The organism is Pantoea sp. C2G6 (assembly GCF_051336815.1).
Lineage (GTDB): Bacteria > Pseudomonadota > Gammaproteobacteria > Enterobacterales > Enterobacteriaceae > Pantoea.
In genome coordinates, this window is record NZ_JBGMNJ010000002.1 from 491718 (window position 1) to 513628 (window position 21911).

At 57.7% G+C, this 21911-nt stretch carries 19 protein-coding genes; 15 read left to right on the plus strand and 4 right to left on the minus strand.

The genetic code is table 11. The annotated features are described in order from the left end of the window. Positions 1–46 precede the first annotated feature (46 nt). The 7 genes from pepP (at position 47) to ACCW71_RS05695 (ending at position 9465) form a co-directional block, all read left to right on the plus strand. Entirely contained in the window at positions 47–1369 is a 1323-nt protein-coding gene (gene pepP, locus ACCW71_RS05665; RefSeq protein WP_436370101.1) for a Xaa-Pro aminopeptidase, read from the plus strand. After that, positions 1366–2544, plus strand: coding sequence for a 2-octaprenyl-6-methoxyphenyl hydroxylase (gene ubiH, locus ACCW71_RS05670; protein WP_436370102.1), 1179 nt, complete (start codon positions 1366–1368; stop codon positions 2542–2544). Before pepP ends, ubiH begins: the two co-directional genes overlap by 4 nt. 13 nt (positions 2545–2557) lie before the next feature. Further along, positions 2558–3760, plus strand: coding sequence for an FAD-dependent 2-octaprenylphenol hydroxylase (gene ubiI, locus ACCW71_RS05675; RefSeq protein ID WP_436370103.1), 1203 nt, complete (start codon positions 2558–2560; stop codon positions 3758–3760). Between the two features lie 432 nt (positions 3761–4192). After that, positions 4193–5290 (plus strand): glycine cleavage system aminomethyltransferase GcvT, encoded by a 1098-nt coding sequence (gene gcvT / locus ACCW71_RS05680; RefSeq protein ID WP_436370104.1) that lies wholly within the window; start codon positions 4193–4195, stop codon positions 5288–5290. A gap of 23 nt (positions 5291–5313) precedes the next feature. Beyond that, positions 5314–5700, plus strand: coding sequence for a glycine cleavage system protein GcvH (gcvH, locus tag ACCW71_RS05685; RefSeq protein ID WP_436370105.1), 387 nt, complete (start codon positions 5314–5316; stop codon positions 5698–5700). 80 nt (positions 5701–5780) lie between these two features. Next, the gene (gene gcvP, locus ACCW71_RS05690) at positions 5781–8654 is read left to right on the plus strand and encodes an aminomethyl-transferring glycine dehydrogenase (RefSeq protein WP_436370106.1); all 2874 of its coding nucleotides are present in this window, start codon (positions 5781–5783) and stop codon (positions 8652–8654) included. A gap of 67 nt (positions 8655–8721) precedes the next feature. Next, entirely contained in the window at positions 8722–9465 is a 744-nt protein-coding gene (locus tag ACCW71_RS05695) for an SDR family oxidoreductase (protein WP_436370107.1), read from the plus strand. Positions 9466–9489: 24 nt separating this feature from the next. On the opposite strand, the gene ACCW71_RS05700 is transcribed toward ACCW71_RS05695, so the two are convergent. Continuing rightward, positions 9490–10929: a 6-phospho-beta-glucosidase gene (locus tag ACCW71_RS05700; protein ID WP_436370108.1), complete on the minus strand. Its 1440-nt coding sequence runs from the start codon at positions 10927–10929 to the stop codon at positions 9490–9492. 115 nt (positions 10930–11044) lie between these two features. Then, entirely contained in the window at positions 11045–11764 is a 720-nt protein-coding gene (locus ACCW71_RS05705; RefSeq protein WP_436370109.1) for a MurR/RpiR family transcriptional regulator, read from the minus strand. Between the two features lie 169 nt (positions 11765–11933). Between ACCW71_RS05705 and trhA the strand changes: the two genes are divergently transcribed. After that, positions 11934–12599 (plus strand): PAQR family membrane homeostasis protein TrhA, encoded by a 666-nt coding sequence (gene trhA, locus ACCW71_RS05710; protein WP_436370110.1) that lies wholly within the window; start codon positions 11934–11936, stop codon positions 12597–12599. Between the two features lie 42 nt (positions 12600–12641). Here trhA and ygfZ read toward each other — a convergent pair whose 3' ends face one another. Continuing rightward, positions 12642–13628, minus strand: coding sequence for a tRNA-modifying protein YgfZ (gene ygfZ / locus ACCW71_RS05715; RefSeq protein WP_436370111.1), 987 nt, complete (start codon positions 13626–13628; stop codon positions 12642–12644). A gap of 226 nt (positions 13629–13854) precedes the next feature. On the opposite strand from ygfZ, the gene sdhE reads away from it, so the two are divergent. Both sdhE and ACCW71_RS05725 read left to right on the plus strand, forming a co-directional pair. Continuing rightward, entirely contained in the window at positions 13855–14121 is a 267-nt protein-coding gene (gene sdhE / locus ACCW71_RS05720) for an FAD assembly factor SdhE (RefSeq protein ID WP_436370112.1), read from the plus strand. Next, on the plus strand, positions 14096–14500 hold the full coding sequence (locus ACCW71_RS05725) for a protein YgfX (protein WP_436370113.1): 405 nt from the start codon (positions 14096–14098) through the stop codon (positions 14498–14500). The genes sdhE and ACCW71_RS05725 overlap by 26 nt, the downstream gene beginning before the upstream one ends. A gap of 24 nt (positions 14501–14524) precedes the next feature. On the opposite strand, the gene fldB is transcribed toward ACCW71_RS05725, so the two are convergent. Then, complete coding sequence (fldB, locus tag ACCW71_RS05730; RefSeq protein ID WP_436370114.1) at positions 14525–15043, minus strand: flavodoxin FldB; 519 nt, start codon at positions 15041–15043, stop codon at positions 14525–14527. A gap of 102 nt (positions 15044–15145) precedes the next feature. On the opposite strand from fldB, the gene xerD reads away from it, so the two are divergent. The 5 genes from xerD to lysS all read left to right on the plus strand — a co-directional run bounded on the left by xerD (position 15146) and on the right by lysS (position 21331). Beyond that, positions 15146–16039, plus strand: a complete 894-nt coding sequence (gene xerD, locus ACCW71_RS05735) for a site-specific tyrosine recombinase XerD (protein ID WP_436370115.1) — start codon at positions 15146–15148, stop codon at positions 16037–16039. 21 nt (positions 16040–16060) lie between these two features. After that, positions 16061–16774 (plus strand): bifunctional protein-disulfide isomerase/oxidoreductase DsbC, encoded by a 714-nt coding sequence (dsbC, locus tag ACCW71_RS05740; RefSeq protein WP_436370116.1) that lies wholly within the window; start codon positions 16061–16063, stop codon positions 16772–16774. A gap of 3 nt (positions 16775–16777) precedes the next feature. Continuing rightward, a complete protein-coding gene (recJ, locus tag ACCW71_RS05745; protein WP_436370117.1) occupies positions 16778–18514 on the plus strand; it encodes a single-stranded-DNA-specific exonuclease RecJ in 1737 nt (578 codons plus the stop codon). Between the two features lie 188 nt (positions 18515–18702). Further along, a protein-coding gene (gene prfB / locus ACCW71_RS05750; RefSeq protein WP_436370118.1) for a peptide chain release factor 2 occupies positions 18703–19801 on the plus strand; the annotation gives its coding sequence in 2 pieces (ribosomal slippage) (positions 18703–18777 and positions 18779–19801; 1098 coding nt in all). Between the two features lie 9 nt (positions 19802–19810). Then, positions 19811–21331, plus strand: coding sequence for a lysine--tRNA ligase (gene lysS / locus ACCW71_RS05755; protein ID WP_436370119.1), 1521 nt, complete (start codon positions 19811–19813; stop codon positions 21329–21331). The last annotated feature ends 580 nt before the right edge of the window (positions 21332–21911 follow it).

Here is a 21911-nt window from a genome sequence, read left to right on the forward strand (position 1 = left end):
TTTCAGGTCATTGAGTCCAACCGGTCCGTTTACAGGGAGTGCAGTGATGATTTCACTGGAGAGATTCCAGCAGCGTCGCCAGACGCTGCTCGCGAAGATGGCACCTGGCAGCGCAGCACTGATTTTCGCTGCGCCTGAGGTGACGCGCAGCAACGACAGCGAATACCCGTTCCGCCAGAACAGTGACTTCTGGTATTTCACCGGCTTCAATGAGCCGCAGGCGCTGTTAGTTCTGATCAAAAGTGATGAGAATCATAATCACAGTGTGCTGTTCAACCGCGTGCGTGACCTGACCGCGGAAATCTGGTTTGGCCGTCGGCTGGGCCAGCAGGCCGCCCCGGAGAAACTGGGCGTCGATCGCGCGCTGCCCTGGAGCGACATCGCTGAACAGCTGCACCTGTTGCTCAACGGCCTGGATGTGGTTTACCACGCGCAGGGCGAGTATGCCTATGCTGATACGCTGGTCTTCAGCGCGCTTGATAAACTGCGCCGCGGTTTCCGTCAGAATTTCAGCGCCCCTGCCACGCTCACCGACTGGCGTCCCTGGGTGCATGAGATGCGCCTGTTTAAAGATGCGGATGAGATTGAGCTGCTGCGCCGCGCGGGCAAAATCAGCGCGCTGGCGCATACCTGCGCTATGCAGGCCTGTCGGCCTGGCATGTTCGAGTATCAGCTGGAAGGGGAGATTCACCACGAATTTAACCGGCACGGTGCGCGCTTTCCCTCCTACAACACCATTGTGGGGGCCGGTGAAAACGGCTGCATTCTGCATTACACCGAAAACGAAAGTGAAATGCGGGACGGGGAGCTGGTGCTGATCGACGCAGGCTGTGAGTTTCATGGCTATGCGGGCGACATTACCCGCACCTTCCCGGTCAACGGCAAATTCAGCGTCGCGCAGCGCGCTATTTATGACATTGTGCTGGCCTCGCTTAACCGTGCGCTCACCCTGTTCCGGCCTGGCGTCAGCATTCGCGAAGTGAATGATGAAGTGGTGCGCATTATGGTCAGCGGCCTGGTGGAGCTGGGTATCCTGCATGGCGAAGTCGACAGCCTGATCGCGGAAGAGGCGCATCGGCAGTTCTTTATGCATGGCCTGAGCCACTGGCTGGGGCTGGATGTGCATGACGTCGGCCATTACGGTACTCCAAGCCGCGACCGCGTGCTGGAACCGGGCATGGTGCTGACCATTGAACCGGGTCTCTATATCGCACCGGACGCCGATGTGCCGGCGGAATATCGCGGCATCGGTATCCGCATCGAAGATGACATCGTGATCACCGAAAACGGTATCGAAAATCTCACCGACAGCGTGGTGAAAGAGGCTGATGCTATCGAGGCGCTGATGGCGGCGGCGAAACAGGCATGACGATTCTGATTGCCGGGGGCGGCATGACCGGGGCGACGCTGGCGCTGGCGATCTCCCATCTTACCCAGGGCAGCCTGCCGGTGACGCTGATTGAGAGCAGTGAACCAGCCAGCCGGACGCACCCCGGCTACGATGGCCGCGCCATTGCGCTCTCAGCCGGAACCTGCCAGCAGCTGGCGGATATTAATCTCTGGCAGCGCATCGCCAGCTGTGCCACGCCAATTACCGATATTCATGTCTCCGATCGCGGTCATGCGGGCTTTGTTTCGCTGGCCGCAGCTGACTACGCGATTCCGGCGCTGGGCCAGGTGGTTGAGCTGTTCGATGTCGGGCAGCGGCTGTTCGCTGAACTGAAAAAAGCACCCGGCGTTTCGCTGCGCTGTCCGGCCCGCGTGGTTGCGGCGAATCGCAGCGAGCAGCAGGTCGAGGTGACGCTGGACAGTGGCGAACAGCTCAGCGGCCAGCTGCTGGTCGCCGCGGATGGCACGCGCTCTGCGCTGGCGGCCTCCTGTGGCATTCAGTGGCAAAAAGACGATTACCAGCAGCTGGCGATGATCGCTAACGTCTCCAGCGCGCTGCCTCATCAGGGCCGGGCGTTTGAGCGCTTCACCGAGCATGGCCCGCTGGCGCTGTTGCCGATGTCCGGCAATCGCCTGTCACTGGTCTGGTGCCATCCGCTGTCGCAGCGGGATGTGCTGGAGCAGTGGAGCGACGCTGAATTCCTCAGCCAGTTGCAGCGCGCCTTTGGCTGGCGGCTCGGCCGGTTTACCCACACCGGTCAGCGAGAATGCTATCCGCTGGCGCTGCAACAGGCACAACAGCTGGTGACGCATCGCGTGGCAGTGGTGGGCAATGCGGCGCAGACGCTGCATCCGATTGCCGGTCAGGGCTTTAACCTTGGCCTGCGCGATGTGATGTCGCTGGCCGAAACGCTGGCCGCCGCCCATCGGCAACAGCAGGACCCCGGCAGCTACGCGGTGCTGGATCACTATCAGCAGCGTCGCCAGCCCGACCGTAACGCCACCATCGGCATGACCGACGGGCTGGTGCGTGTCTTTGCGAACCGTTATGGCCCGCTGATCGCAGGACGAAATCTGGGCCTGCTGGCGATGGATCATCTGCCGTGGCTACGAAATCAACTGGCTGAGCGCACGCTTGGCTGGGTTAAGCGTTAATTAAGAGGCTGAGATGCAAACTTTTGATGTGGTGATTGCCGGTGGCGGTATGGTGGGACTGGCGGTAGCCTGCGGATTGCAGGGCAGCGGGTTGCGCATCGCCGTGCTGGAAAAAGCGCCTGAGCCGCCGCTGACGCTGAGTGCGTCACCCTCGATTCGCGTGTCGGCGATTAATGCCGCCAGTGAGCGGCTGTTGCAGAAGCTGGATGTCTGGTCAACCATCCTCTCGCTACGCGCCAGTGCTTATCACGGCATGGAAGTGTGGGATCAGGACAGCTTCGGCGCTATCGCCTTTGATGATGAGCAGCAGGGCTTGTCACATCTGGGTCATATTATCGAAAACCCGGTTATCCACAGCGCACTCTGGCAGCGCGCCAGCGCCTGTAGCGACGTTACGCTGATGGCACCCGCGCAGTTACAGCAGGTGGCGTTTGGCGATAACGAAGCCTTTATCACGCTACAGGATGGCAGCATGCTGAGCGCGCGGTTAATGATCGCCGCTGACGGTGCCAACTCCTGGCTGCGTAACAAAGCGGATATTCCGCTGACCTTCTGGGATTACGATCACCATGCGTTAGTGGCTAACGTCCGCACTGAGAAGCCGCACGATGCGGTGGCGCGCCAGGTGTTCCAAGGTGACGGCATTCTGGCTTTCCTGCCGATGCAGGACCCGCATCTGAGTTCAATCGTCTGGTCGCTCTCTCCTCAGGAGGCGAGCCGACTGGAGACGATGCCGGAAGCGCTGTTCAATCAGCAGCTGTCGGTCGCCTTTGATATGCGGCTGGGTCTGTGCCAGCTGGAGAGTGAGCGTAAAACCTTCCCGCTGGTGGCGCGCTATGCCCGTAACTTCGCGGCGCACCGCCTGGCGCTGGTGGGCGACGCGGCCCACACCATTCATCCGCTGGCGGGTCAGGGGGTGAACCTCGGCTTTATGGACGCCGCCGAGCTGATTGGCGAGATTCGTCGTCTGCATCAGCAGGGGAAAGATATTGGCCAGCATCTCTACCTGCGCCGCTACGAGCGCAGCCGCAAACACAGCGCCGCCATGATGCTGGCGGGCATGCAGGGCTTCCGCGAAATGTTTGCCGGTAATCATCCGGCGAAAAAACTGCTGCGCGACGTCGGCCTGAAACTGGCTGACAGCCTGCCGGGAGTGAAACCGATGATGCTGAAACAGGCGATGGGGCTGAACGATCTGCCTGCCTGGCTACGATAATTTTCTGACCCATTGAAAAGCCAGCCTGCGCTGGCTTTTTTTATGCCTGAAGCGCCCCTGCACCAGCAAAAGGCAGCGTTGCACCAGCAGCGTTCATCGTTTGATTTATTCTAATTTTGCCACTGAATTCGCATTACTTTTTCTTATCCAGCGTCGTTTGCAGGCCGGGATTTTTTTAACATCCTGAACGCCATCCCGCATAAATTTGCTGCGTATATTTAAACACCCTGCATTTATTGCGCGATTAATCACAAAATTGCAGTTTTTTATCCTGTCAGTCAGCGATCCTGGTTAGGCTGTGCCTCTGCTTTCGACCCCGGTTTGCTTATGGTTAATCGTCAGATTCGGTGGTAACGTCAGCCGTAAGAGAACGTTTGCGTCGGCACGGTTTCCGGCGCGCTTTGCCCTCATTCGCTTCTGCACAGGATGGTTATGACTCAGCAAACAGCTCTGTTTGAACAGCATCAGGCCTGCGGTGCCCGCATGGTGGATTTTCATGGCTGGATGATGCCGCTGCACTACGGCTCCCAGATGGACGAACATCACACCGTGCGCAGTGACGCCGGGATGTTTGATGTCTCGCACATGACCATTGTCGACCTGACAGGCCCGCGCACCCGTGAGTTTCTGCGCTACCTGCTGGCCAACGATGTGGCCAAACTGACTCAGCCAGGCAAGGCGCTCTACAGCGGCATGCTGAACGCTTCCGGTGGCGTCATCGACGATTTGATTGTTTACTTTATGAGCGAGGAATTCTTCCGGCTGGTGGTGAACTCCGCGACCCGTGAAAAAGATCTCGCCTGGATAGCCGATCATGCGCAGGGTTATGGCATTACCCTGACCGAACGCGATGACCTGGCGCTGATTGCCGTCCAGGGCCCACAGGCGCAGCAGAAAGCGCAGACGCTATTCAGCGATGAGCAGCGTCAGGCTGTCGCTGGCATGAAGCCCTTTTTTGGCGTGCAGGCGGGCGAACTCTTTATCGCCACCACCGGCTATACCGGTGAGGCGGGCTATGAGATCGCTTTACCGGCAGAGCAGGCGGCTGACTTCTGGCAGCGCCTGCTCTCGGCTGGCGTCAAACCCGCCGGGCTGGGGGCGCGTGACACCCTGCGTCTGGAGGCCGGTATGAACCTCTATGGTCAGGAGATGGATGAAGGCGTGTCGCCGCTGGCTGCCAATATGGGCTGGACCATCAGCTGGGAACCAGCCGATCGCGCCTTTATCGGTCGTGAGGCGCTGGAACAGCAGCGTGAGCACGGCACCGACAAGCTGGTCGGTCTGATCATGACCGAAAAAGGGGTGCTGCGCAGCGGCCTGCCGGTGCGTTTCACCGATGAGCAGGGAGAGCCACAGCAGGGGATTATCACCAGCGGTTCCTTTTCGCCCACGCTGGGCTACAGCATCGCTTTAGCGCGCGTACCCGCCTCGATTGGCAGCAGCGCGATAGTTGAGATCCGTAACCGCCAGATGCCGGTGCAGGTTACCCGTCCCATTTTTGTCCGCGCCGGTAAACCGGTTGCCCAGTAAATTTTATTCAGGAGAAATGGCCAATGAGCAATGTGCCTAACACATTAAAGTACCGCGACAGCCACGAATGGGTGCGCAAAGAAGACGATGGCAGCTACACCGTGGGCATCACTGAACATGCGCAGGAGTTACTGGGCGACATGGTGTTTGTCGATCTGCCTGAAGTGGGCGCAACCTTCTCAGCCGGTGAAGAGTGCGCGGTTGCGGAGTCGGTGAAAGCCGCGTCAGATATTTATGCGCCGATCAGCGGTGAGATTGTCGCGGTGAATGAGGCGCTGAGCGATTCACCAGAGCGGGTCAACAGCGAGCCTTATGAGGGCGGCTGGTTATTTAAAATCAAAGCCAGCGATGCGTCTGAAATCGACGCGCTGCTGGATGCGGAGGCGTACAAAGCCTCTATCGACGAGTAGTCGTCAGGCGGCCTTGTCGTGAGGCCGCAGATTTCTGTTTGCTCCCCCGGTTCCCCAGCCCGATTCAGGATTTACTGCTAATGACTCAGACTCTCAGCCAGCTTGAACACAACGGTGCATTCATTGAGCGCCATATCGGTCCTTCACCCGAGCAGCAAGCCCAGATGCTTGACGCAATTGGCGCCCGTTCGCTGGAGGCGTTAATCGGCACGATTGTACCGGCGGACATTCAGCTGCCCGGCCCGCCAGCGGTGGGCGAAGCGGCCACGGAACAGCAGGCGCTGGCGGAACTGAAAGCGATCGCCAGCCAGAATCTGCTTTACAAATCCTGGATCGGCATGGGCTACAGCGCGGTGATCACCCCGTCGGTGATCCTGCGCAACATGCTAGAGAATCCGGGCTGGTACACCGCCTATACTCCCTATCAGCCCGAAGTTTCACAGGGTCGACTGGAGGCGCTGTTAAACTTCCAGCAGCTGACGCTCGATCTCACCGGCATGGATATTGCCTCTGCCTCGCTGCTGGACGAAGCGACCGCTGCCGCCGAAGCGATGGCGATGGCGAAGCGCGTCAGCAAAATTAAAAACGCCAATAAATTCTTTATCGCTGATGATATTCATCCGCAGACGCTGGATGTGGTGCGCACCCGCGCGGAGACCTTCGGCTTTGAGCTGATTATCGATCGTGCCGATAAAGCGCCCGACCACGACGACCTGTTTGGTGTGCTGCTGCAACAGGTGGGCACCACCGGCGAAGCGCACGATTACACGTCGCTGATTAGCACGCTGAAAGCCCGCAAAGTCGTGGTCAGCGTGGCGGCGGATTTTATGTCGCTGGTCCTGCTGGAAGCGCCAGGCAAACAGGGCGCAGACATTGTCTTTGGTTCCGCTCAGCGCTTCGGGGTGCCGATGGGCTATGGCGGACCACACGCCGCGTTCTTCGCCAGCCGCGATGAGTATAAACGCTCCATGCCGGGCCGCATCATCGGTGTCTCGCGCGACGCCGCAGGCAACACGGCGCTGCGCATGGCGATGCAGACCCGTGAGCAGCATATCCGCCGTGAAAAGGCCAACTCCAACATCTGTACTTCGCAGGTGCTGCTGGCCAACATCGCCGGTCTCTACGCGGTGTTCCACGGTCCGGCGGGCCTGAAGCGGATCGCATCCCGCATCCACCGTTTCACCAATATTCTGGCGGCCGGTCTGCAACAGGGCGGCCTGAAGCTGCGCCATCAGCACTGGTTCGACACCCTGACAGTGGAGGTTAACGATAAAGCGGCGGTGCTGAATCGCGCCCTGAGTTTCGGCGTTAACCTGCGTAGCGATATTCATCACGCGGTTGGTATCACCCTGGATGAAACCACCTGTCGGGAAGATATTCTGGCGCTGTTTGCCATTCTGCTGGGCGACGACCACGGTCAGGATCTGGAGAAACTCGACCGCGAAGTGGCCAGCGAAAGTCACTCCATCCCGGCCGGACTGCAACGTAACAGCGCAATCCTGACTCATCCGGTGTTTAACCGTCATCACAGTGAAACCGAGATGATGCGCTACATGCACAGCCTGGAGAAAAAGGATCTGGCGCTGAACCAGGCGATGATCCCGCTCGGCTCCTGCACCATGAAGCTCAACGCCGCCGCTGAGATGATCCCGATCACCTGGCCGGAGTTTGCCGAACTGCATCCGTTCTGCCCGGCGGAACAGGCCAGCGGCTATCTGCAAATGATCGGTCAGCTTTCGCAGTGGCTGGTACAGCTCACCGGCTACGATGCCCTCTGCATGCAGCCAAACTCCGGTGCCCAGGGGGAATATGCCGGGCTGCTGGCGATCCGCCGCTACCATGAAAGCCGTGGCCAGGGCGATCGTCATCTCTGCCTGATCCCCAGCTCGGCACACGGCACCAACCCGGCCTCCGCCCAGATGGCGGGGATGGATGTGGTGGTGGTGGCCTGTGATAAGCAGGGCAACATCGACCTCGGCGACCTGCGTGAAAAAGCGGCTCAGGCGGGCGAGCAGCTCTCCTGCATCATGGTGACCTATCCTTCCACCCACGGCGTCTATGAAGAGACAATCCGTGAGGTGTGCCAGATCGTGCATCAGTATGGCGGTCAGGTCTATCTGGATGGTGCCAACATGAACGCCCAGGTGGGCATCACCACGCCTGGCTACATTGGCGCGGATGTGTCGCACCTTAACCTGCATAAAACCTTCTGCATTCCGCACGGCGGCGGCGGACCCGGCATGGGGCCGATTGGCGTGAAAGCACATCTGGCACCTTTTGTGCCGGGCCACAGCGTGGTGCAGATCGATGGCGTGCTGACGCAGCAGGGCGCAGTCTCGGCGGCTCCGTTTGGCAGCGCCTCCATTCTGCCGATCAGCTGGATGTACATTCGCATGATGGGTGCGGAAGGGCTGAAACAGGCGAGTTCAGTAGCCATTCTGAATGCCAACTATATTGCCAGCCGCTTGCAGTCTGCCTATCCGGTGCTCTACACCGGTCGTGACGGCCGGGTGGCGCACGAATGCATTCTCGACATCCGTCCGCTGAAAGAGCAGACCGGCATCAGTGAGCTGGACATTGCCAAACGCCTGATCGATTACGGTTTCCACGCCCCGACCATGTCCTTCCCGGTCGCCGGTACGCTGATGGTGGAGCCGACAGAGTCTGAGAGCAAAATCGAGCTGGATCGCTTTATCGACGCGATGCTGGCTATCCGTATCGAAATCGATCGGGTGGCGGCGGGGGAATGGCCGCTGGAAGATAACCCGCTGGTTAATGCGCCGCATACCCAGCAGGAAATCGTCAGTGAGTGGTCACATCCTTACAGCCGTGAACTGGCGGTCTTCCCGGCGGGCAGCCATAACAAATACTGGCCAACGGTAAAACGGCTGGATGATGTGTTTGGCGACCGCAACCTGTTCTGCTCCTGCGTTCCGATGAGCGACTATCAGTAAGTCGCGGTGCAGCAGTAAACCGATCACCCAGGGCCGATTCGTCGGCCCTTTGTTATGGAGAAGCAGCATGAAACTCGCACTAGTGACAGGCGGCAGTCGCGGTATCGGGCGGGCCACGGCGCTGCTGCTGGCAGCCCGCGGCTATCAGGTCGCGGTGAACTACCGTCAGCGCGAGTCTGAGGCGCAGCAGGTGGTCAGCCAGATTCAGCAGCAGGGCGGCGCGGCCTTTGCGGTTCAGGCTGATATTGCCGATGAAGCGCAGGTGATGGCAATGTTTGCCCAGCTCGATCAGCACACCGCACCGCTGACGTTGCTGGTGAACAACGCCGGGATCCTGTTTCAGCAGTGCCGCACCGAGCAGCTGGACGCGGCGCGCCTGCACCGGGTCTTTGCCACCAACGTCATCGGCACCTTTCTCTGCTGCCGCGAAGCGGTGAAGCGGATGGGCACCCATCACGGCGGTCAGGGCGGGGCGATTGTCAACGTCTCATCGGCGGCGGCACGCATCGGCGCGCCGGGTGAATATGTCGATTACGCCGCTTCCAAAGGGGCGATGGACACGCTGACCAAAGGGTTGTCACTGGAGGTGGCGCAGCAGGGGATTCGGGTCAACGGTGTGCGGCCGGGATTTATTTACACCGAAATGCATGCCGACGGCGGAGAGCCAGGCAGAGTCGATCGGCTTGCCAGCGCGATCCCGATGGGGCGCGGCGGCAGAGCAGAGGAGGTGGCGGAAGCGATTGTCTGGCTGGCCAGTGACGCGGCCTCTTACGTCACCGGCAGCATCATAGACGCTGCCGGTGGGCGTTAATCTTAAGCGCCGCTGCGTCGCGGATCAGAGGTTATCGCCGTTGCTGGCGATAACCTGCTGATACCAGCTGAAGCTCTTCTTCTTCGAACGGGAAAAATCGCCAGTGCCATCATCGTTTTTATTCACATGAATAAAGCCGTAGCGCTTGTTGTACTGGCCGGTGGTAAACGAGACGCAATCCAGGCAGCCCCACGGCGTATACCCCATCAGTTCAACGCCATCCAGCGCCACCGCTTTTTTCATCTCTTCGATGTGCGCGCGCAGATAGTCGATGCGGTAATCATCTTCAATTACGCCACCGGCGTCAGGCTGGTCGATAGCGCCAAAGCCGTTTTCGACAATAAACAGCGGCTTCTGATAACGCTCATAGAGTGCGTTCATCGCATAGCGCAGGCCCACCGGGTCAATCTGCCAGCCCCAGTCTGACGCTTTGACATGCGGGTTTTTCACTACGCCTTCAAAGCCGGTGATTGGATCGTCGACGCCGCTGGCATCGGTCTTCACGGCGTTGCTCATGTAGTAGCTGAAGCCAACATAGTCTGCACAGCCTTCGCGCAGCGTTTCGGCATCCTCCGCTTCCATCTGAATCTCATAACCCTTGCGTGCCCACTCTTTCAGGACGTAGGCCGGATAATAGCCGCGCATCTGCACGTCACTGAAGAGATAGCGCTGATGCATCGCCTCCTGGGCCAGCATCACATCGTCCGGGTGACAGGAGAAGGGATAGACCGGCACCATCGCAATCATGCAGCCAATCTGAAAGTCAGGATTGATGGCGTGGCCGAGTTTTACCACTCTGGCGCTGGCGACAAACTGATGGTGGATCACCTGATACATCGCCTGTTCAGGCTTCTCATGCTCAGTGAAGATCACCCCGGAACAGCAGTAACCAAACAGCGGATAGTGCCAGTTACGCTGGTTGTTGATCTCGTTGAAGGTCATCCAGTACTTCACTTTGTTTTTATAGCGGTTCAGCACCACTTCACTGAAGCGCACAAAGAAGTCGACCACTTTACGGTTATGCCAGCCGCCATACTCTTTGACCAGGTGATAGGGCATTTCGAAGTGCGACAGGGTGATCACCGGTTCAATACCATACTTCAGCAGCTCATCGAACAGGTCGTCATAGAATTTCAGACCCGCTTCATTGGGCTGCTGCTCATCACCATTCGGGAAGATGCGGGTCCAGGCAATCGAGGTGCGGAAACATTTAAAGCCCATCTCAGCAAACAGTGCGATATCCTGTTGGTAGTGTGAGTAGAACTCCACGCCCTGATGGTTGGGGTAGAAATGACCGGGCTGCACGCCATCGGTGATCACACGGTCAACGCCATGTGAGCCACCGGTCAGTACGTCCGCAATACTGACGCCTTTGCCGCCCTGATCCCAGCCGCCTTCAACCTGATGTGCGGCGACCGCGCCGCCCCAGAGAAAACCTTCCGGTAACTGTAATTCTGCACTCATGCTTCACTCCATGACGGATATTGAAATTGAGCTGAGTGTAGCAAGGCAATAAGCAAAGTCACGATATAACAACGCCGGGAAATGTCTCTTTGTCACATCGTAAAAACAGGCTGTTTTATTTTCCCAGCTGACGTCCGATGGCTTCGATAATATAGGTGACCGGCACCTGGGTGGTAATGTCAGAATTATCCGCCATCCGGATAATCGGCACATGGTAGCAGAGATTAAAATCACTGATTTTCGCCAGCGAGCAGCTCTCAGTGTTGGTTATCGCAATGATTTTGCACTTGTTCAGGCTGAACTGGCTGGCGATGCGCAGGATTTCCGCGGTCTCACCGGAGACCGAGAGAATAATCGCGATGGCGTTTTCATAGAGATCGGGGCTGACCGGATAATAGGGATCGTCAATCGCGTGACTGAATTTACCGAGGTTGGAGAAAAAACGGGCACCATATTTTCCCAGGCTGCCGGAGGTCCCGACGCCAATAAAAAAGACCCGCTCAGCCTGATTAATTTTCTGCGCCGCGTCAGCAATCAGCTGTTCAAACTCCGGGTTATTAATACTTTTAAAAAAGCTCAGCATCTCGCTGACGCCAGCCCGGTTGAGTAGCGGCGCAGGCTGCTGTTCATCCAGACGCAGCCGGATACGAAACTCCGCCCAGCCTTCGCAGTCCATCTTACGGCAGAAGCGCAGCACGGTGGTGGTGGAGACGCCCGCCTGCTTCGCCAGCTCGCGGATCGTCATGTAGCTGACACTTTCGCGGTGTCGGATGATGAACTGATAGACCTGCATTTCCAGATCGTTAAGGCGGGCGAGATCGCGATGCGAAAACATGGGTGACTCATTGAACAGTTGACCAGCCAGCAGTCTACCAGATTCGGCTGCGGGTTTGAGCGTTACACCGTCTCACAGATTAATTTCAGCGTACATGTGTACACTGAAAAGGTTATTGGCTACGCTGTGTCACGTTCTTACCGTGATTGATCAGTCTCAGGACACCACTATGACCATCGCAACGACTTCCACACATCGACCTGCCGCGGGCTATTCCGTCGCCGAAGAAATTGCCAACAGTATCAGCCACGGTCTGGGCTGCCTGTTCGGCATTGTCGGACTGGTGCTGATGCTCAATCAGGCGATTGAGAGCGGGGCCGACACCATCACCTTTATCAGCTACAGCCTCTATGGCGGCAGCATGATCCTGCTGTTTCTGGCCTCTACGCTCTATCACGCCATCCCGGCGGGTCCGGCCCGACCCTGGCTGAAAAAAGCGGACCACTGCGCCATCTATCTGCTAATCGCCGGCACCTATACGCCGTTTTTGCTGGTGGGTCTGAGGACGCCACTGGCATATGGCTTAATGGCGGTGATCTGGGGGCTGGCGCTGGCAGGCATCCTGTTTAAGCTCACGATTGCGCATCGCTTTAAGGCGCTGTCGCTGGTGACCTACCTCTGCATGGGCTGGCTGTCGCTGATTGTGGTTTATCAGCTGGCGATGATCCTGCCGCCGGGCTGCATCTGGCTGCTGGCCGCGGGCGGGATTATCTATTCGCTGGGGGTGATTTTCTATGTGGCGCGCCGCATTCCCTTTAATCACGCCATCTGGCATGGGTTTGTGCTGGGTGGCTCTCTCTGCCACTTCTGCGCGATCTACTTTTATGTGCGGTAAGCTGTCCATGCCCTTCCCCGGCGGGAAGGGCGCAGCGATAAATTACTCCTCTGCCAGCGAGTAGGGCAGTGGCTGAATAGTCAGGTGGCCGCCTTCATCCCCTTCGACGCGCAGCACGCTATCTGGCTCCAGGTCATTATTCATCACCACCTGAATCCAGCTGATGCCGTCATCTAACTGAACGGCGGCCAGCACGCTGCCGGTACGACGCCAGCGTTCACCCATCTGCAACTCCAGCGGGCCGTTGGCCTCTGGCAGATGGCTGGCCTGACCCGCCAGCCAGTAAAGCGCGCGTTTATTGGCACCGCGATATTTTGCCCGCGCCACCATCTCCTGACCGGCATAGCAGCCCTTTTTAAAGCTGATGCCGTCCAGCGCCTGTAGGTTGGTCGCCTGCGGAATAAACTGCAAACTGGTGGCTGGCTCGATTACCGGAATACCGGCTTCAATATCCAGCGCCAGCCACTGCTGACCATCGTTGAACTGCGCATCCTCAGTGAGCTGCTGCTTCAGCGTTTCCGCCTGCGCTGGCGAAGTGACCATCAGGAACCGTTCCGCGGGATGGGCAAACCACAGCAGCGTGGTTTCGCCCTGCTGCACTACCGGCTTCTCACTGTCGGGCAGGTTCTCAAACAGATTCGCCAGCGCGGCGCGTGCCTGGAATCCGGCGACGCCCAGCACCACCGACTCATCATCGGCCGTCATGGTCACTTTGGAGAACACCGCGTATTTCTTTAACTCGGCCAGCTGGCTGTCGCGCAGGGCGCGACGAATCAGATAGGCGTAGCCTTCGCCGCGATGGAACAGGCGCAGCGTGCTCCACATCTTGCCTTTGGCATCACAGTGGGCGGCAGGCGCGTGATGGTCCGCATCCAGCGCCGCGACATCCAGGGTTAACTGACCCTGTAAATAGGCGGTGCTGTCGGCACCGGTAACGGAAACCAGCGCCCAGTTATCCAGTGACATCAGGGTTAACGGCAGACGTGACGACGCGGCAGGCTGGCGCGGCGGTAAAGTAAAAGTGGGCATGGAGGTATCCTGTATATGAAGGTTCATCCGAAACAATGTCATCAATGTTAAAAGAGCCGACTGCCAATGCAACCTGTTTACCGAAAACGGCGCACAAAAGGCGTGATACCCCTGCAAACATCCTGCCGGAAATGCGGCACGTTGCACAGCCCGCGATGCTCTGCCTGCGAGCCGCGTTAAACCAGGTTACACTAGTCGCCACGTTGTGAATTGTGGAAACTGACGTATGGATATTGATGATAAATCACGAATTCAGTGGGCCTGCCGCCGTGGCATGCTGGAACTGGATATCGCTATTATGCCGTTCTTCAAATATGAGTATGACACGCTGAGCGACAGCGATAAGCAGCTCTTTATTGCCCTGCTGAAAAGCGACGATCCCGACCTGTTTAACTGGCTGATGAACCACGGCGAGCCAGCCGATCCTGAGCTGAAGCGGATGGTGCGTCTGATCCAGCAGCGTAACCATGAACGCGGTCCGGTGGCAATGTAAGCTGCGGCCCTCCCGCCTGGCGCGCGGATTACAGTACGCCTGGCTGGTGGCCGCGATGACGGGCGTGCTGCTGCTGCCGCTGAGCGGCGGGCTGATAAAAGGGGGCATTATTCTGCTGCTGCTGGCGGAAGGCGGCTGTAATTATCGGCGGCTAAGGCAGCGACACGGCCTGTTGCAGCGGGAGAGCGCCCACTGCTGGATCTGGCAGGGAAAGCGCTGGCGACCCCTCCAGCCACTGCGCTGGCTGCCGATTGGCGTGCTGCTGGTGGCGAAAAATGAACAGGGGGCGACGCTGCGCTGGTGGCTGATGCATGACAATATGCAGCCGGGCGAATGGCGTGCGTTACGCGCCTGCTGTTTCAGCAGGGCGCGGGATTAACGGCTGACGAAGCATGCTGGCCGGTTAAAGCAGGTCGGCGGTTTCGGTCAGCACCTGCTCACACCACTGCTCCACCCGCTCGTCAGTCACCTCGAACTGGTTCACATCATCCAGCGCCAGGCCGACAAACTGCGTGCCATCGGCGCTGAGCGGTTTCGGGCTGGTGAATTCATACCCTTCCAGCGGCCAGTAGCCGACAAAACGCACGCCCATCGGCTGCAACAGATCATGCAGCATACCGAGCGCATCCAGGAACCATTCACCATAGCCAATCTGGTCGCCCATGCCGTAGAGCGCCACAATCTTGTTGCGCAGATTGAGGGTCGACAACTGTGGCCAGATCGCTTCCCAGTCCTCCTGCAACTCACCGAAATCCCAGGTCGGGATGCCCATGATCAGCAAATCGTACTGCTCCATCAGGCGCGGGTCGTCATCTTTGACGTTATGCAGGGTGACTAACTCTTCGCCAATAAAATCGCGAATTTTCTCCGCTACGATTTCGGTGTAACAGGTACTGGAACCGTAAAAAAGACCGATTTTCATGCAGATAACACTCTGTAAATACTGACTTTGGCGCAATTGTACCAGAAGCGCTGCTGAATCAGGCATAATGAGCATGTTTTTACACCGAACGGCGGAGATAACGTGCAGGACAGCGAACTGACCGACCAGTTTCTTGATGCGCTCTGGATTGAACGTAATCTGGCGCAGAACACTCTCTCCTCCTATCGCCAGGATCTCCAGACGCTGACCGGCTGGCTGACGCAGCATAAGCTGACGCTGCTGAGCGTAACGCCGCTGGATCTACAGCAGTTTCTGGCGGAGCGACTGGAGGGAGGCTACAAGGCGACCAGCTCTGCGCGGCTGCTCAGCGCCATGCGTCGGCTGTTCCAGTATCTTTATCGCGAAAAGCTGCGCCCGGACGATCCCAGCGCATTACTTGCTGCGCCCAAACTGCCGCAGCGCCTGCCAAAAGATCTCACGGAAGCGCAGGTCGAGCGGCTGCTTCAGGCCCCGGATGTCAATATCCCGCTGGAACTACGCGATAAAGCGATGCTGGAACTGCTCTACGCCACCGGGCTGCGCGTCTCTGAACTCACCGGCCTGACCCTCAGCGACATCAGCCTGCGTCAGGGCGTGGTGCGGGTGATCGGTAAAGGGGATAAAGAGCGGCTGGTGCCGTTAGGTGAAGAAGCGGTTTACTGGCTGGAGCAATATATGGAGCATGGTCGTCCCTGGCTGCTCAACGGTCAGACGATTGACGTGATGTTTCCCAGCAATCGGGCACAGCAGATGACGCGCCAGACCTTCTGGCATCGTATCAAGCATTACGCCACGCTGGCGGGCATCGACAGTGAAAAGTTATCACCCCATGTGATGCGACATGCCTTTGCGACCCATCTGCTGAACCACGGGGCCGATCTGCGTGTCGTACAGATGTTGCTGGGCCACAGCGATCTCTCCACCACCCAGATTTATACGCACGTCGCTACCGAGCGTCTGCGTCAGTTGCATCAACAACACCATCCGCGAGCATAATCCGCGGCGATAAGGATAAAGATGAACAAGCATTTTGCCATGCTGGCGCTGTTAGCCAGCGCCTTTTCCGGTCTGGCACAGGCCGATGAGAGCGCCATTCAGCAATCCCTGAAAAAGCTCGGTCTGAACCAGACAGAGATCAGCCCATCCCCGCTGCCAGGCTTTAAAACCGTGCTGTCGGAAAGCGGCGTGCTCTACGTGACCGATGACGGCAAGCATATGATCCAGGGACCGCTGTATGACGTCAGCGGTAAGCAGCCGGTTAACGTCACGAACCAGTTGCTGGACAAAAAAGTCGAGGCGCTGGTGCCGGAAATGATCATCTATAAAGCGCCGAAAGAGCAGCATGTGGTGACGGTCTTTACCGACATCACCTGTGGCTACTGCCACAAGCTGCACGAGCAGATGGCCGATTACAACGCCCTTGGCATCACCGTGCGCTACCTGGCGTTCCCGCGCGAAGGTTTAAATGGTCAGATTGAACCGGCGATGAAAGCGATCTGGTGCAGCGCCGACCGTAACAAAGCCTTTGATGCGGCGATGAAAGGCGACACGCCGAAGATGGCCGCGCCGGACAGCTGCAAAATCGATATTGCTCAGCACTACAAACTGGGTGTGCTGTTCGGCATTCAGGGCACGCCCGCGATGCTGACTGACACTGGCATGATGATCCCAGGTTATCAGGCACCGCAGGAGCTGAAACAGGTGCTGGACAATCAGAAGCGTGGTGGTTAATCGGTGGTAAAACAGGATGTAGAACTCCGTCGCCGTGAGGTGACGGTGAAAGATGCGTTACCGGCGACGCTGCCGCCGCTGCTGAAACGCCTCTATCTGCAACGCGGCGTCAGCGATGCGGCTGAGCTTGAGCGCGGCGCAAAAAATCTGCTGCCGTTTCAGTCGCTAAGCGGGATCGACAGCGCGGTGGCGCTGTTACATCAGGCGCTGCTGGATGGCCGCCGCATTATGGTGGTCGGTGACTTTGATGCCGATGGCGCCACCAGTACCGCGCTGACGGTGATGGCGCTGCGCAGCATGGGCGGCGGCAACGTACAGTATCTGGTGCCTAACCGCTTCGAAGATGGGTACGGCCTCAGCCCGGAAGTGGTTGAGCAGGCGCGGGCGCGTGGTGCCGCGATGATCCTGACGGTCGATAACGGCATCTCCTCCCACGCTGGCGTGGAGTGCGCGCATCAGCACGGGATTCCGGTACTGATCACCGACCACCATCTGCCCGGTGAAACCCTGCCCGCTGCCGAGGCGATTGTTAACCCCAATCTGCCGGACTGTAATTTTCCCTCGCGGGCGCTGGCGGGCGTCGGGGTCGCTTTTTATCTGATGCTGGCGCTGCGTGCCTACCTGCGTACCCAGGGCTGGTTTGGTGCCACCCGCAGCGAACCCAATCTGGCGGAGATGCTGGATCTGGTGGCGCTCGGCACGGTTGCCGATGTGGTGCCGCTCGACGTCAATAACCGCATTCTGGTGTGGCAGGGGCTGAGCCGTATCCGCGCCGGTAAGTGCCGGCCAGGCATTCGCGCGCTGCTGGAGATCGCCAATCGTGACGCGCGTCAGCTGGCGGCCAGCGATCTCGGTTTTGCGCTGGGACCACGCCTCAATGCGGCAGGCCGGCTCGACGATATGTCAGTGGGCGTGGCGCTGTTAATGACCGACGACCTCAGCCAGGCGCGGATGTTAGCCAGTGAACTCGACGCACTGAACCAGACGCGCAAAGAGATAGAGCAGGGCATGCAGAGCGAGGCGCTGGCGCTCTGTCAGGCGCTGGAGCGTGAGCAGCGCGATCTGCCGCTCGGACTGGCTTTCTATCACCCCGAATGGCATCAGGGTGTAGTGGGGATCCTCGCCTCACGGCTGAAAGAGCGCTTCCATCGTCCGGTCATCGCTTTCGCCCCCGCCGGAGACGGCACGCTGAAAGGGTCGGGCCGCTCGATTGCCGGCCTGCATCTGCGTGATGCGCTGGAGCGGCTCGATACGCTCAATCCGGGGCTGATGCTGAAGTTTGGCGGCCACGCGATGGCGGCGGGTCTGTCGCTGGAGACCGCGCGCTATGAGGAGTTCCGCCAGCGCTTTGCCGATCTGATCGGTGAGTGGCTGGATGGCGAGTCGTTGCAGGGCATCATCTGGTCTGATGGCGCGTTACAGCCGCAGGAGTTCTCTTTGCAGACCGCTGAAATGCTGCGGGAAGCGGGTCCCTGGGGACAGGCTTTCCCGGAACCGGCGTTTGACGGCAAATTCAGACTGCTGCAACAGCGGCTGGTGGGCGAACGGCATCTTAAAGTGATGGTTGAACCGCTGGGCGGCGGGCCGCTGATTGACGGTATCGCCTTTAATGTCGATACCACTTTATGGCCCGATAGCAGCGTGCGCCAGGTTGAGCTGGCCTATAAACTCGATATTAATGAGTATCGTGGTAATCGCTCGGTGCAGCTGATTATCGACCATATCTGGCCACTGAACTGAGTTAAACAGGCTGACGCGCGTCAGCCTGCTGGTCCCCTGCGTTAACCTGTCGGGCAAGAGGCTAATGCGACACGTCATGCAAGCCCGGCATCAGCCCGCTGTCTCAGCGCTACAATCTGCCGCCAGTTTCGGGTAAACTTGTGCGTTAATTTTCCTATCCCATCGAACGTAAAAAAGACGCTAAAGCCATGTTTGAAATTAACCCGGTCAAAAACCGTATTCAGGACCTCAGTGAGCGCAGCGACGTTCTTCGGGGGTATCTTTGACTACGATGCCAAGAAAGAACGCCTCGAAGAAGTAAACGCCGAGCTGGAACAGCCGGATGTCTGGAACGAACCTGAACGCGCCCAGGCGCTGGGCAAAGAGCGCTCCTCACTGGAAGCGATCGTTGAAACGCTGGATCAGATGTCGCAGGGCCTTGAAGATGTGCAGGGGCTGCTGGAGCTGGCGGTAGAAGCAGAAGACGAAGAGACCTTCAACGAAGCGGTCGCCGAGCTGGATGTCCTGGAGGGCAAACTGGGCGAACTGGAATTCCGCCGCATGTTCTCTGGCGAGTATGACAGCGCCGACTGCTATATCGATCTCCAGGCGGGTTCCGGCGGCACCGAAGCGCAGGACTGGGCCAGCATGCTGATGCGTATGTATCTGCGTTGGGCCGAAGCCAAAGGCTTCAAAACCGAAATTATCGAAGAGTCTGAAGGCGAAGTCGCTGGCATTAAATCGGTGACCATTCGCGTGTCAGGCGACTACGCCTTTGGCTGGCTGCGCACTGAAACCGGCGTGCATCGCCTGGTGCGTAAAAGCCCGTTTGACTCCGGCGGTCGTCGTCACACCTCCTTCAGCTCTGCCTTTATCTACCCGGAAGTGGATGACGATATTGACATCGACATCAACCCGGCCGATCTGCGCATTGACGTCTACCGTGCATCGGGCGCGGGCGGTCAGCACGTTAACCGGACAGAATCTGCGGTACGTATTACCCACATTCCAACCGGCACCGTGACCCAGTGTCAGAATGATCGTTCTCAGCACAAGAACAAAGACCAGGCGATGAAGCAGATGAAGGCGAAGCTGTACGAGCTTGAGATGCAAAAGAAAAATGCTGAGAAGCAGGCGCTGGAGGACAATAAGTCCGACATTGGCTGGGGAAGTCAGATCCGTTCTTACGTTCTCGATGATGCGCGCATCAAAGATCTGCGCACCGGCGTAGAAACACGTAACACCCAGGCGGTGCTGGACGGCGATCTGGATCGATTCATTGAAGCTAGTTTAAAAGCAGGGTTATAAGGAACCGACATGTCTGAACAACAACCGCAGAGCGCTGACGCCGCCGTTGAGTTAAATAACGAACTGAAAACGCGCCGCGAGAAGCTGAGCGCGCTGCGTGCCAATGGCGTGGCGTTTCCTAACGATTTCCGTCGTGACAGCCTCTCGAACCAGCTGCACGCCAGCTATGACGACAAGAGCAATGAAGAGCTGGAAGCGCTGGGCATTGAAGTCAGCGTCGCCGGCCGCATGATGACCCGCCGCATTATGGGTAAAGCCTCATTCGTGACCTTACAGGATGTGGGTGGCCAGATTCAGCTTTACGTCTCGCGTGATGACCTGGCGGAAGGCATCTACAACGAGCAGTTCAAGAAGTGGGACCTCGGCGATATTCTCGGCGCGCGTGGCAAACTGTTCCGAACCAAAACCGGCGAACTGTCGATTCACTGTTCAGAACTGCGCCTGCTGACCAAAGCGCTGCGTCCGCTGCCGGACAAGTTCCACGGTCTGGCCGATCAGGAAACCCGTTACCGTCAGCGTTATCTTGATCTGATCGCCAACGAAGAATCGCGCAAGACTTTTACAATCCGCTCACAGATTATGGCCGGTATCCGCCAGTTCATGGTAGGCCGTGACTTTATGGAAGTGGAAACCCCGATGATGCAGGTGATCCCGGGCGGCGCGTCGGCGCGTCCGTTCATCACCCATCACAATGCGCTGGATATTGATATGTATCTGCGTATTGCGCCAGAACTCTATCTGAAGCGTCTGGTGGTAGGTGGTTTTGATCGCGTGTTCGAGATCAACCGTAACTTCCGCAACGAAGGTATTTCGCCACGCCATAACCCAGAGTTCACCATGATGGAACTCTATATGGCCTATGCGGATTACAAAGATCTGATCGAGCTGACTGAAAGCCTGTTCCGCACGCTGGCGCAGGATGTGCTGGGCAGTACGGTGGTGCCTTACGGTGAGCAGCAGTTTGACTTCGGTAAGCCGTTTGAAAAACTGACCATGCGTGAAGCGATCAAGAAATATCGCCCGGAAACCGATCTGGCCGATCTGGAAGACTTTGATAAAGCAGTGGCGATTGCTCAATCCCTGCATATTAAAGTTGAGAAGAGCTGGGGCCTGGGCCGCGTTGTCACTGAGATCTTCGAAGAGACAGCGGAAGCGAACCTGATTCAGCCGACCTTTATCACCGAATATCCGGCGGAGGTCTCGCCGCTAGCGCGTCGTAACGATCAGAACCCGGAAATCACCGACCGCTTTGAGTTCTTCATTGGTGGCCGTGAAATCGGTAACGGCTTCTCGGAGCTGAACGATGCGGAAGATCAGGCGGAGCGTTTCCTGCAACAGGTGAATGCCAAAGATGCGGGTGACGACGAAGCGATGTTCTACGATGAAGATTACGTCACTGCGCTGGAACATGGCCTGCCGCCAACCGCTGGCCTGGGCATCGGTATCGACCGTATGGTAATGCTGTTTACCAACAGCCACACCATCCGCGATGTGATTCTGTTCCCGGCACTGCGTCCTGGCAGTAAATAAGCCGGACCGGTTCAGGTATAAGCTGCACCCCAAAGGTCTTTAACGGACTGAGTAGGGTGCAGTTTTTTTATTGTGTACAGCACTCTATCCCCTCTCAGTTCCGCTCTGTGGGTTTATCAGCAGGATAATATTGTTGATTCCCGTCAAAATATCGCGTCAGAAAAACAGTTGCTGATAGATCTGCGTCATTGAAAAGGCTCTGCAATAAAAGCTACAAAGCCCGCAGCGCAGGCATATAAAACATTTCAGAATTCGTTTATTAAAAATCAGTTATTCCCATCGTATTATTAATGCGTAAAACCGGAGTTTGTAGCCGTAAAATCATCCTGCTGGCTGGGAGTTGATAATTAACTGGCGAAATATTGTACGCAGGGATGATAAAAACAGGCTCATTTGGTCAACCAGCTTCCTGTTTTGTGATAATATTTTGATGGAATCAAATCTATTTTCATGGTGTCAGCGCAATTATATCGCTAAAATTAAATTGCTATTTAATGGCACAGGTTATAGAAAATGTTCTATAGAGGTTAAGGCCGGATTTATGAGTAAGCTGGCTTTGCATTTAACCGTATGATTTAAG